This is a genomic window from Phyllobacterium sp. SYP-B3895, assembly GCF_009647635.1.
Classification (GTDB): Bacteria; Pseudomonadota; Alphaproteobacteria; order Rhizobiales; family Rhizobiaceae; genus Phyllobacterium; species Phyllobacterium pellucidum.
Genome location: NZ_WJIG01000004.1, coordinates 147,199 through 159,944 on the forward strand (window position 1 = coordinate 147,199; position 12,746 = coordinate 159,944).

Sequence of the window (12,746 nt, forward strand, 5' to 3'; positions counted from 1 at the left end):
TCCCTGCCGTTTCTGCAATGGCGCCAAATTCGAAGCACCCGTCCTTATAAAACGCAGCGGGCACGACGAGCGGTTAGCCCACCAAACGCATTCCAGATAAGAGATAGCTGGAACAAAGCTCTGCAACAGTGTCTTATAGGTGCGATTTGCCACCTTACTGGCGGCGTAGTCCCGATGCTGAACAGTTTGCATAGCGGCAATCCGTCAGTGGAGCGAAGGCACTTTCGGAGTCATTTAATGTCGACACATGCCAGGTCTATCGCAGCTGCTACGGCGAGTACCTGGTTCGGCTTTGCCGCTTTGTGCATCGGCATGTTCATGGCGATCCTCGACGTGCAGATCGTCTCGACCTCCCTGCCAAATATCCAGAACGCGCTCGACATCGATCCCGATCAGATGAGCTGGATACAGACCGCCTACCTCATCGCGGAGGTGGTCGCCATTCCATTGAACGGCTTTCTCACGCGAACGCTGACGATGCGCTGGCTTTTCGTATGCGGCATCATTCTTTTTACGCTGGCCTCCGTTGGATGCGCCTTGAGCGGTGATTTCTCGGAGTTGCTCGCCTGGCGGATCCTTCAGGGTCTTGCCGGCGGCGCGCTTATACCGCTCATATTTTCGGCGGTGTTCATCCTGTTTCCGGGAAACCTGCAGGGTATCGCCACAACAGCGGCAGGCGTCGTCGCAGTCATGGCTCCGACAGTCGGACCGATGGTGGGCGGCTGGATCACCGAGGCATATTCCTGGCATTGGCTGTTTCTCATCAACGTCATCCCGGGGATCGTCGCAGCTGGCCTCGCGGCTACTTTGCTGCCGCGCGAAACGACGAAGTTTCAGGAGATTCGGACGCTGGACGTCATGTCCCTGTTGATGATGGCGATTGGCCTCGCCGCCATGGAGATTGGTCTCAAGGAAGCCCCTAAGCGCGGTTGGACCGATGGCATCGTACTCGGGCTTGCCGTTGTAAGCGCCGCGACCCTTGCCGGCTTTGTCCGGCGCACCTGGCGCAACAAGGTGCCCTTGGTAAACCTGCGAAACTTCAAGGAACTGAATTTTACGATCGGCTGCGCATTGAGCTTCATTCTGGGCTTCGGACTGTTCGGCTCGGTTTATCTGATGCCCTTGTTCCTGGCCTATGTGCGTGGCCACAGCGCTTTTACCATTGGAACCATGATGCTGGCGACGGGGGTCGCGCAAATCCTCGTCGCGCCAATAGCGGTTTTTCTCGAGCAGCGCATGGATGCGCGAGTCTTGACCGCCATTGGGTATGCTGTCTTTGCCATCGGCCTTGGATGCAGCGCCTTTCAGACGCCGGCAACCGACGGGGACGGCATGTTCTGGCCGCAAATAATACGCGGCGTTGCGATCATGTTCTGCATTTTGCCGCCGACGCGTCTCGCACTCGGCAACCTGCCGCATCACCGCATTCCGGATGCGAGCGGCCTTTTCAATCTGATGCGCAATCTCGGCGGTGCCCTGAGCCTGGCCCTGATCGATACGGTGATCTACTCGCGTGCCGCCACACACGGACTGGAGTTGGCCAACGGCCTTCTCATCGGCGATGCGAAGACCGCGGCGTTCGTCGGCATTCCGCTCGACCAACTGCGCGGTGACGGCATGGCAGGGGCTGGCGCCGAGGTGATGTTCAGCCCATTGGTGGCGAAGGCTGCGCTGGTGCAGTCCATCAATGACGCCTGGGCGATGATTGCGCTGATCACCCTCGTCTCCCTTATCGTCGTGCCCTTTGCCCGGCCGATAAAGCGCGATCCCCACGGGGTTGCGACCTGAAGTCAATTGCGGAACCAACCTTCTCGCGGATCGTTGCTCAATATTCACGCGAGGAGGCGAACCAATGGACGACAATACGATCACGGACGGCGAAGTGGCTGCGGATCAGAGCAAGACAAAGCCGAAGACCCGAAGCGCCGCCACTCGGAAGGACACAACCAAGAGCAAGGCTTCTCCACGCAAACAAACCGCCAAAAGTGCTGACTCCGGCTTGGCGGACTATGCTTCGTCCATGGCGACGACGGCTGCGCGGACGGTTCGCCGTCAGGCAGAGTCTGTGGCCGGTCCGGTGCGGCGCAACCCGGGACGAGCGGTGTCGGCAGTCGGCGCAATAGGCATTCTTGGATTTTTCCTCGGCGTGTTGGTCGGTCGCATGACAGCAGAGGATACGCGACGCCGCTGGTATTGAAATGCCGGAGCGCCAGCGTACGGACGGGCCAAGGAGGCAAGAATGAAATTCAATCGACGTGGCGTACTCGCACTGACAGCAGCTTCGGCTGCGACGACACTGTTTGCGCCTGCGGGACGCTCGCGGGCCGCTGCACCGTTCAAACAACCCGAACTGCCTTATGCCGAAGGCGCTCTGGCCCCAGCCATTTCGGCAAGGACGGTCGGGCTCCATTATGGCAAGCACCATGCAGGCTATTTCAAGAAGCTGAACACGCTGGTGGAAAAGACGCCTTATGCCGACCTTTCGCTGGAAGAGGTCGTCGTCCGATCGAAGAAACAAGGTGACACCGACATCTTCAACAACGCTGCGCAGGCCTGGAACCACAACCTCTATTGGCAACAATTCAAGGGCGGATCGGCCGCGCCAAAGGGCGCGCTGCTCGATGCGGTGAAGACCAGCTTCGGCGGGCTGGACGACATGCAAAAGAAAATGGTGGCCGAGGGCGACAAGGTCTTTGGAACCGGTTGGGTCTGGCTCGTCAAGGATGGCGACAAGCTGACAATCGTTGGTCTACAGGACGCTGGAACGCCGCTAGCTGATGGCAAGAAAGCCCTCGTCGGGATCGATGTATGGGAACACGCCTACTATCTCGATTATGAGAATCGTCGCCCAGAGCATGTCGCTGCGGTGTTGAGCAAGCTCGTCAATTGGGACTATGTCAGCGAACAGTTTGCGGGATAAGCGTTCGAGCCGCTGTTCCGCGTTGTGATTGCGCGTCCAATTCTCGGCCATCATGATCTGCATCGGCTACAATGAGGCCGATGCAGCAGAAAATCACGTTCCGTCCCCACCATACGAAGATCTGGTCAACCTCGCTGGTCTGGCCTAAGATGAACGTTTACGAGCACACGGTCTGAGGGGATCTTTGTCCCCCTACATGGGGTCAGTTCACGTATCTGCGTCTCAATCGCCTTCGCTTAACAAAATCATAGCGTTCGCATATTATCGGCGGACTGCGCTGCCGATCCTCATAAACGGGAGAGTGCGCCATGGCTGTTGCCATCAAAATCAATGGAAATACCCACAGCGTCGATGTCGACGACGACACGCCACTTCTGTGGGTCCTACGGGATGTGTTGGGTATGACCGGCACGAAATTCGGTTGCGGGATGGCGCTTTGCGGCGCCTGCACCGTTCAGATCGACGGTGTCGCCACACGCTCCTGCATTACGACGGTCGATAGCCTTGGCGAGTCCGAGGTTACGACGATCGAAGCGATCGGCTCGACTCCAGCAGGCGCCAGAATACAGAAAGCGTGGCTCGAACACGAGGTTCCCCAATGTGGCTACTGCCAATCCGGTCAGATCATGTCGGCCTCGGCGTTGCTGGCTGGCAACCCAAACCCGACGGACGCCGATATCGATGATGCCATGAGCGGCAATATCTGCAGGTGCGGTACCTATGTTCGCATTCGCGCGGCCATAAAGCTTGCCGCACAATCGGCTGGAAATGGAGGTTGACGACCATGACCATCGATCACGCCTTGACCGAAAGGGGTTCACGCCAGTCTCTGTTGCCGGCAAATCTCTCCCGCCGCAGCTTCCTTCAGGCAAGTGCGGCCATCGGCGGTGGACTTGTCCTGAGCCTTCACCTGCCATCATCAAGAAATACAGCGAGGGCGAGCGAAGCGGCAGGCTTCGAGCCAAACGCCATCATTCGCATCGATGGCAATGGTGAGGTTTTCCTGACGATGCCCTATGTCGAAATGGGTCAGGGCACCTATACGGCGATCCCCATGCTGATAGCCGAAGAACTTGAAGTGAACCTAGACAAGGTTCACCTCGAACATGCGCCCCCGAATGAACAGCTTTATGCTAATCCGCTGCTCGGGGTGCAGGCCACGGGTAATTCGAACGCCATGCGGGGCGCATGGAAACCAATGCGGGAGGCGGGTGCAACCGCGCGCATGATGTTGGTTGCAGCGGCCGCCAAGCAGTGGAATGTCGATCCGGGTACTTGCCGCGCGCAGGGCGGTGAGGTGATACACGATGAGACCGGCAAGCGACTGACATATGGAGCGCTGGCCGGCACGGCCGCGAACATGCCGGTGCCGAAAGATGTTGCGCTGAAATCGCCCGATCGTTTCACGTTAATAGGCAAGCCAATCAAGCGGCTCGATACGCCGACAAAGGTCAACGGCACTGCAATTTATGGCATCGATGTCCGGCCGCCCGGGGTAAAGATCGCAACGCTTGCACAGTCTCCGGTCTTTGGCGGCAAGGTGAAGAGCCTTAATGACGCGGCCGCTCTGGCCGTTAAGGGCGTGCGCCAGGTTGTAAGGCTTGACGATGCTGTCGCGGTCGTGGCCGATCATATGGGCGCTGCCAAGAAGGGCATGGAAGCGCTGCAGGTCGAATGGGATGACGGCCAGCACGCTTCGCTTGCCACCGAGGATATTGCCCGCGAGCTCGACAAGGCGACAATGAGCCCAGGTGCCGTTGCGCAGAATATCGGCGACGTGGACAAGGCCATGGGCAGCGCGGTCACGAAGGTCGAGGCGAGCTATCAGCTGCCGTTCCTGGCACATGCGCCGATGGAGCCGATGAACTGTACCGTGCATTTCCGTAAGGACGAATGTGAGATCTGGATCGGCAATCAAGCGATCGCGCGGGTTCAGGCGATGGCGGCGCAAGCAGCGGGTCTGCCGCAGGAGAAGGTCATTGTTCACAACCACCTGATCGGCGGCGGCTTCGGCAGGCGCCTTGAGGCGGATGGCGCGGTCCGCGCCGTCGAGATCGCCAAGCAAGTCGATGGTCCGGTAAAAGTGGTATGGACGCGCGAGGAAGATATCCAGCACGACCTATACCGCCCCTACTGGTTCGATCGCCTTTCAGCAGGCCTCGACGACAAGGGCAGGCCAATTGCCTGGAAAAACCGGTTTGCCGGGTCGTCCGTCATCGCGCGGTGGCTGCCCCCAGGCTTTAAGGATGGGCTCGATCCGGACTCGACCGAAGGAGCTATCGATCTCGTCTACGATTTGCCGAACTTCCACGTCGAATATGTGCGGGCAGAGCCTCCGGCCATTCCGACTGGTTTCTGGCGTAGTGTCGGCCCCTCGCACAATGTGTTCGTAACCGAAAGCTTCGTCGATGAACTGGCAGCAGCGGCAAAGCAGGACCCCGTTGCTTACAGGCGGGCGCTTCTCGACAAGTCGCCCCGCGCCAAGGCCGTTCTCGACCTTGCGGCAGAAAAAGCCGGATGGGGAAGCACGCTGCCCGAGGGAAGCGGACGCGGGGTTTCGCTGCAGTTTGTCTTCGGCAGCTACATGGCACAGGTTGCCGAGGTCGAAGTGGCGAAAGACGGCACTGTCCAGCTTCGACGCGTCGTCTGCGCGATGGATTGCGGCACCCCCGTCAACCCAAATACGATCGAGGCTCAAATTCAGAGCGGCATCATCTTCGGAGCGACGGCAGCACTCTATGGGGAAATTACGCTCAAGAACGGGCGTGTCGAGCAGACCAATTTCGACTCCTACCAGATGCTGCGCATGAACGAAGCACCGGCCATCGAGGTTCACATTGTGGCGACCACGGAACCACCCGGAGGGATGGGCGAGACCGGTACATCGGCAATCGTCCCAGCAATCGCTAATGCAATCTATGCAGCAACCGGGACGCGTCTGCGCAAGATGCCGGCAAATCCTGGTCTTCTGAAACGGGCGTAAGTTGAACGTCGCTAGCTTAGCAACACGGGGAGGGAACTATGACAACTACGGGCGTGGACATGAAGTTGGAGATCGTCGTCATCCCTGTTTCGGACGTCGACAGGGCGAAGGAATTCTACTCAAGTCTCGGCTGGCGGCTCGACGCCGACTACCCTGCCGACGACTTTCGCGTCATTCAGTTCACGCCGCCGGGTTCAGGTTGCTCGGTCATTTTCGGCAAGAGCGTCACAGCTGCGGCTCCAGGTTCAGTCAAGGGGCTCTATCTCATTGTTTCCGACATCGAGGCAGCGCGCACCGAGTTGATCCGCCACGGAGTCAAGGTCAGCGAAACATTTCACCATGCCGGCGACACCTATACCGGATCCGACGAACCCTACCTGTTTGGCAGTGTCCGGGTCAGCGGCCTTGATCCCGAACGGGGTACCTACCGTTCGTTCGCGTCATTCAGCGATCCTGACGGCAATGGCTGGCTATTGCAGGAAATCACGGCACGGCTGCCGGGGCGCGTCGACGCAGACAACACCTTGTTCAATTCCTCGTCCGAGCTTGCTGCCGCCTTGCGCCGGGCTGCCACCGCGCATGGCGAACATGAGAAACGCGAGGGCGGCAAGCACGACGAGAACTGGCCCGATTGGTACGCGGAATACATCGTGCGCGAGCAGGCCGGGAAGGAACTGCCGCTTTAGCGAACCCGGCGCGAAAGCCCTACCCGCTCGGACGATGCGCAATCATACGCCGCTTCAAATGGACGCCTGACGCGTTTTGCGCCTGGCGAAGCCGCGTTGCGACCGGAAAGCATTTCTTACATAGTGGCTTGCGTGCGCAAGTGGCCTCCCATGGAGCCACCATAAGGAGATGGGGAAATATGGGCGATCACACCGATACGAGTCATGTGGAGATGGTGGTCCTCATGACACCGGACATGGCGAATTTCAGCGGCAAGGTCCACGGCGGCGCGCTTCTCAATCTTCTCGACCGCGTCGCCTTCTCCTGTGCCTCGCGCTTTTCCAAGCAATATGCGGTGACTCTGTCGGTAGACCAGGTGGTGTTTCGCCAACCCATCCTTGTCGGTGAACTCGTAACGTTCCGCGCCTCGATCAATTACGCGGGACGAACCTCAATGGAAGTGGGCATTCGGGTGGAAGCGGAAGACATCCGTAGCGGCGTCCGCCGGCACACCAATTCATGCTACTTCACGATGGTGGCCGTGGATGAAGAAGGAAAGCCGACCGCCATTCCAGCGTATGATCCACAATCTGAGATTGCAAAGCGACGATTGCGGGCAGCGGAAACGCGGCGGAGCCTGCGCCGCGAGTTCGAGACGCGGTTCAAGGAGGCGGCTTCTTCCGAAAGCGCTGGCGAGGGCTAGCGCCGCCAACCGGCCTGCCGCGGTGTCCTCTGCGGAGCCCCCCTACTTCCAAAGTAGTATGATTTCTCTCGAAGTGCATATTTTTCAAGCAATTGCTACGCCTAATTCATCAGCTGGCAAGCACTAACCATGAGCGTTTCTAGCGCCCGCAGTTCATGTAGGATGATCTTGGGCCAATATCGGTAGAAACCGCACCAATAACAAAATGGAGGGGCATGATGTCATCAGGTAAAAGACAAAATTCACCGCACAACCGAGCGCGAAGACATTTCCTTGGCGTGGCGGGTGCAATCACAGCGACAGTCGTTGCTTCTTCAGCGGCGGACGCGATGGGTCACAAGACCTGGAGAAGAGGAGGCAACAAGGGCTCCGGATCGGGTTCAGGCTCCGGTTCCAGCGGCCAGAACTGCTTCCTGCGCGGCACTTCGATCATGACGCCGACAGGCGAGGCGATGATCGAGGAACTCAAGGTGGGTGATCTGGTGGTCACAATGCGGGGCCATGCAGTGCCCATCAAATGGGTCGGGCATCAACGCTACAAGAACGGCGGAAAATCCTGGCACGAAAGCGTCGTTCCCATCAAGGTTTCGCGTCATGCGCTCGATGATCGCACGCCGCACAAAGACCTTTACCTCTCTCCCAACCATGCGCTCTATATTGATGGCGTCCTTATCCGCGTGAAGGACCTCGTAAACGGGGCTACTATTGCTCCTGTTACTCCCAACCGCGGCGAGGTGCTCGACTACTACCATATCGTACTGGATACCCATGAAGTGATCCAGGCGGAAGGGTTGGCTGCCGAGACGCTTCTCGTTAGGGAAAGCAATTATGAGCACTTCACCAATTTCGCGGATTACAAGCGCCTATATGCCGACGAAGCGCCTGTGGCCATGACGCCATTTGCACCGATCGTCGGTTACGAGGGTGGCCGCGAACACCTCAAGGCACTGCTTCGCATCTGGGCTTCGCCGTTCGTCAAGGTAAGCGATCCGATCGAAAAGGCCTATCAGAGGATTGCAGCGCGGGCCGAGCAGGTCGTCAGCTGATCCTGACCGCTGAGGGGGCGGCGTCTGACCGCCCCCTAGCCGTTGCCAGCGCCATATTTGCCAATGCGACGGCCGGCCGTCTCGCTGACCAACAGGATCTGTTCAGGAGCCGGGATCGAACTATCCGGCCCGCTCCAGACGGGCTCAGTCGCATCTCCTTGTCGAAGCAAGGCTGGCGCTGCAGTCCTTGGCAGGCGCTTTCTTTGTCGTGGTGTTCTGCGACACCCCAAAGGTCCCGCTGAGCTGATCCCCGTAATTGTCTCGCGTTGCTTGATCGACAACCGCGACCGGGGCAGCCAATATCAACCCGGCCGCGCCGCCTGCTGCGGCAGCCGTTCCGGTCGTCGCGGCGAGAATCTGATCGCCGAGACCTGTCTTGCTGTCGGTCAGCGTCTGGCCCTCGGAAATGCGCTGGCCGATGAGTTGCACAATCTCCGGAGATTCGGCAAACTTCGAGTGGTGGAGATCGTCGCCGGCCTTGATCTTGGTGAGATCGATGACGGCGATCTTGTTGTTCTCGAGTTCCGCCTTGTAAGGCGCCTGCTCGGGATCGATCGACCCAAGCCGCGGAATGTCCCCCCAGATACGCCGCGATAGCGCCAGGGCGCGATCATCGCGCGACACAAACAGTGTGAAGCGGGGATGCTGGCTTCCCATATCTGCAATCTGCGACCGGAAAACGTCGACATCGACATCGGGTGCCGCCAGCATCACATTGGTGAATTTCGCAGGCAGCTTGCCATTACGGATCGCCATCTGGCGGAGAGACTCGAGTGCGAGCCAGTTTCCCATCGAATGCGCCAGCACGGAGACTTCCTTAACCTCTGGATCCCGCGCCAGATACTGGAACAGGTTTTCGAGGGCATTGCGCGTGTAATTGGTGCTTTCACGATCGTAGCCATAGGCAAGAAGGCTTCCGCGCGACGGCCATGTCACAAGTATCGGCGCACTATGAACGCCCGAATCCTTTACGATCTGCGCAAAGCGGAAAACGGAACTTTCGAACCTGTTATTAAATCCATGGACAAACACGAGAACGCTGCGATCAGGGGATTTTCGGACCCCCGTACGGAGCCATTGCTTGGCTTCATCCAGCGTCAAATCATCTGTCTTCAGCGTCGCAAAATCTGTTGCCGGGTTGGGAGGAAGTCGCTTCGGCCAAGCTACTTCACCCTCCTTGCGCACCGTCTTTGGCGGGATCGAAACGGTGATGTCAGCAAATGCCGGCGCGAGCCCCCGCTCGCCGCTGAACATTTCGCCGGGATTGGTGGAGCGCTTGCGGGTCGTCGTGACGAGCATATCAACCTGGCTTGCCGCCGGCGCCGTCTCGGCAACCGGCGCCAGCACGTTTTTCGGATGGCTCGCACAACCTGAAGCGAGAATGGCCAACAATAGAATGAACGCCCCATATCGACGTTCAGAACGCATGACTTTTTTACACAACTGCATCAGATGGCACCGCTCCCACTCATGGCCTTAACAATAGTACACGCCGACGGCACAGCGGCGAACTGTTCGCCGGGCAACTCCTGCTACGCTCACAGGCGTGAGCGGACGTCCGATCCTGGCGTCGGCGGGCGTAACGAAACCGGATATGCCCGGGACCGACAATTCGAAACCGGCTTCCAACACGAACAGTCCGACGATCGCCGTCAACACTACTATCCTCAGCTTCCTTGCGGTTTTCATTTGCTGCCTCCTACGGCGAAGTGTTGTGGAAGTTCGTCGATATCGCCCAATTTCTTGAGATCGACCTGCTTGGCATCCGTGGCGTTCTTGAATCCGAAGTCAGCTGCCGAGACGTCTGTCCCCGTCTTCCAGTCGCTGATCTGAATGCTGTATTGCGGCCCCTGGTCTACCTTTTTCGCCGTGATGACATATCTGCAGGGATAAGGATGGTCGCCCTGGGCAATCCAGATCTGCCAGTCAACCTCCTTGGCCCGGAACGCAAGATGATCGCATTCGGTCCCGCCGATTACGCCGCTGCCGAGGTCCTTCACATTCGTGACATCCCGCATCAGTTCATCGTAGACGTTGGGTAGGAGCAGGTCGGCGCCGGGAACAGGCCGATGCAGTTTATCCCGCAGTTCGTCGATGAGATGATCGATGCTGCCGGGCGAATCCACTTGCGTATAAACATTGGCGTCCTTGCCAAACAGGGTCACCGTCTTGCCATCGAAGGTCATTTCCACATTGGCGAATCCGCCATGCCGCGTAGCACGGATCTTGTCGGGACGGTCGAGTTCGATCGTTCCGGAACTTGCCAGCAGGAGTTTCTGATGTTCCTTGGTGACAACCTCGAGATTGGTGTCGTAATTTAACGAGATTTGCTTTTGCGCCGTGACATAGTCGGACATTGCCTTGAGCAATTTCTTGGCGTCCGCCTCGTCAGCACTTGCCGCGGATGATGTTGCCGCTACTGCATAGAGCGCCACCGTCGCTACCGACAGGGTTGTCGCAGCGAACCGCTTAACGTTTCGAGCCATCTTCTGCATTGAAGCATCCCTCCCTATTTCGCCCGCTTGAGCAGGCAGGAACAACACTATGCGCTGCGATGCCATTAAGCTTGTAGTATCGGGTATGTTACCCCCCGCGCCACGCCACTACCGAGATGGAGCAGACGCAGCTGCCGGCACCGCGCCCGCCGCTGCTTCTGCGCCGGGCGGCAGCAGCAGGCCGGCCTTGCGAATGCCTGCGATCATGCGGGCCTGATCATTCGGTTGAATATTGCGGAGCTTGAGTTCGGTTACGAGGTTTGGAATGAACCCCGGGCGCATGGCGACGAACGTGTCGCCTTCTCGTTTTGCCTCGTCCATCATCCCTTTTTCGGCGTAGATGACGGCAGCGACCAGATGAAAGAGGGGAAATTTCTCGAGGTTCGCCTGACGGATTTCGATAAGCGCCGTATCGTAATCTTCGAGCATATAGGCAGCGAGGGCGCGATTGCCGTGGTAGTAGCCGGCACCGCCTGGATTGAATGCGAGTGCCTGGTCCAGGACCTGTGCGCCTTGCTTCCATTCGCCGCCCATGGCGAGGCGAACCCCGTATTCACCCATGAGTTCGGTATCGTTGGGATTGATGGCAAGCGCCTCTTCGCCCACGCGCATCGATTCCGCCAGTTGCTGATTGAAGAACAGAGCGGTCATCAGCGCCTGGAGGGCGCGGCTGTTGTCAGGCTCGAGTTCGACGGCGCGCCGGGCGGCCTGCAACGCACGTTGGAGTGGGGGTTGTGAATTCGACCGAGGATTGTAGCCGAACCGATCCTCGTCCAGATAGACGATCGACAGCATTGCCCAGGCTGTTGCGTAGGTCGAATAACGCGCCACAGCTGTTTCCAGGCACGCGCGGACATTGGCGTGGCGTTCAACGCTGAGCTCGGCGCGGTAGGCGTAGAAGCGAAGAGTGCACCCGTACGCGTCGAGATCATCTGGCGGCGGGTTTGCCGTGTTGACTTGCGTGATTATGCCGTATGGCTGGGCTATGGCTTTCGCGACCTTGTTTGCGACATCGGTCTGGATGGCAAAAAGGCCGCGCGAGCGAAGATCATCCTCATAAGTGTCTGACCAAAGAATAGCATTTGTCGCTGTATCGATAAGCCGGGAAGTCACTCGCACGCGATCATCGGATATACGCACGCCCCCGGTCAGCAGGTATCGTGCCCCGAGCTTGCCGCGTATATGCGACGCGTCCACGCCGGTTGGCAAAGCCTCGGATGTTTCCCGCCCAAACACTTTGAGTTCCTTGAAGCGGGGCAGCGCCGTCAACAGTTCTTCCGTCAGACCCAGCGCGTAAAGATTGGCCTGTGAGCTCTCGCCGAGATTGGCAAAGGGCGCGACGACGAGCGAGGGTTCATTCGGAACTGACGTGAATGAGGCACCTGAATCGAACACCGTGCGCGCAAACGTCCAGTAACCGAATAATGCAATTGCAATTGCAGCCGCGAGCATCCACGCAGCCAGCCTACCGGGGCGGGCGAACAGGGATTTCGGTGGAGCCACGACGGGAGCAACGGCAGGCTCTGACACCGTCCCGGCTTCGTTCCAGGAGAAATACGGGACGTACTTGCCCTTTGGTATATCGATCCTTACCGGATCATCCTTGCCGGCGATCAGATAATAACGCTCAAGCGTACGGCGCAGACGGCCCGCCTCGATCCGTACAACCGGATCGTCCTGGTTGAACCCCTCGTCGCGATTAAAAACCTCTATGGCGATGGAATAGCCCTTGATGCGCTCGGCACGCCCTGCAAGCGTCTCTTCAACGACGTAGCGAAGAAAGGCATGCGCATGTCCTGCATTGGGGAATTCAGGACTGGCAACCATGCGATCCAACTGGGCACGGATATCCTCCGGAGCGGGCGGCACGCGTTGTGCGCCGGCTGCCTGTTCAGTCCGGGCCTCCATTTGGTCCTGCATTCTTTCATCCCCC

General features: G+C 58.7%; 12 protein-coding genes. 8 read left to right on the top strand and 4 right to left on the bottom strand.

What is annotated here, in order from left to right; all coding sequences use genetic code 11:
* Positions 1-237: 237 nt before the first annotated feature.
* The 8 genes from GF108_RS18355 (at position 238) to GF108_RS18390 (ending at position 8,318) form a co-directional block, all read left to right on the top strand.
* Positions 238-1,788: a DHA2 family efflux MFS transporter permease subunit gene (locus tag GF108_RS18355; RefSeq protein ID WP_153669744.1), complete on the top strand. Its 1,551-nt coding sequence runs from the start codon at positions 238-240 to the stop codon at positions 1,786-1,788.
* 64 nt (positions 1,789-1,852) lie between these two features.
* Positions 1,853-2,197 (top strand): hypothetical protein, encoded by a 345-nt coding sequence (locus GF108_RS18360; protein WP_153669745.1) that lies wholly within the window; start codon positions 1,853-1,855, stop codon positions 2,195-2,197.
* Between the two features lie 42 nt (positions 2,198-2,239).
* Positions 2,240-2,920, top strand: coding sequence for a superoxide dismutase (locus GF108_RS18365; RefSeq protein ID WP_153669746.1), 681 nt, complete (start codon positions 2,240-2,242; stop codon positions 2,918-2,920).
* Between the two features lie 308 nt (positions 2,921-3,228).
* Positions 3,229-3,699 (top strand): (2Fe-2S)-binding protein, encoded by a 471-nt coding sequence (locus GF108_RS18370; RefSeq protein WP_153669747.1) that lies wholly within the window; start codon positions 3,229-3,231, stop codon positions 3,697-3,699.
* 5 nt (positions 3,700-3,704) lie between these two features.
* A complete protein-coding gene (locus GF108_RS18375) occupies positions 3,705-5,903 on the top strand; it encodes a xanthine dehydrogenase family protein molybdopterin-binding subunit (protein ID WP_153669748.1) in 2,199 nt (732 codons plus the stop codon).
* Positions 5,904-5,941: 38 nt separating this feature from the next.
* Positions 5,942-6,589, top strand: coding sequence for a VOC family protein (locus tag GF108_RS18380; RefSeq protein ID WP_153669749.1), 648 nt, complete (start codon positions 5,942-5,944; stop codon positions 6,587-6,589).
* Positions 6,590-6,768: 179 nt separating this feature from the next.
* A complete protein-coding gene (locus GF108_RS18385) occupies positions 6,769-7,272 on the top strand; it encodes an acyl-CoA thioesterase (protein WP_027232102.1) in 504 nt (167 codons plus the stop codon).
* Positions 7,273-7,490: 218 nt separating this feature from the next.
* On the top strand, positions 7,491-8,318 hold the full coding sequence (locus GF108_RS18390) for a Hint domain-containing protein (RefSeq protein ID WP_153669750.1): 828 nt from the start codon (positions 7,491-7,493) through the stop codon (positions 8,316-8,318).
* Between the two features lie 144 nt (positions 8,319-8,462).
* On the opposite strand, the gene GF108_RS18395 is transcribed toward GF108_RS18390, so the two are convergent.
* From GF108_RS18395 to GF108_RS18405, 4 genes are all read right to left on the bottom strand, one after another.
* Entirely contained in the window at positions 8,463-9,746 is a 1,284-nt protein-coding gene (locus tag GF108_RS18395; RefSeq protein WP_246664021.1) for an alpha/beta hydrolase, read from the bottom strand.
* Positions 9,747-9,794: 48 nt separating this feature from the next.
* Positions 9,795-10,007 (bottom strand): hypothetical protein, encoded by a 213-nt coding sequence (locus tag GF108_RS22535; protein ID WP_246664022.1) that lies wholly within the window; start codon positions 10,005-10,007, stop codon positions 9,795-9,797.
* On the bottom strand, positions 10,004-10,813 hold the full coding sequence (locus tag GF108_RS18400) for a DUF2092 domain-containing protein (RefSeq protein ID WP_153669753.1): 810 nt from the start codon (positions 10,811-10,813) through the stop codon (positions 10,004-10,006). The genes GF108_RS22535 and GF108_RS18400 overlap by 4 nt, the downstream gene beginning before the upstream one ends.
* Before the next feature lie 108 nt (positions 10,814-10,921).
* On the bottom strand, positions 10,922-12,733 hold the full coding sequence (locus GF108_RS18405) for an adenylate cyclase (RefSeq protein WP_246664023.1): 1,812 nt from the start codon (positions 12,731-12,733) through the stop codon (positions 10,922-10,924).
* Positions 12,734-12,746: the final 13 nt, after the last annotated feature.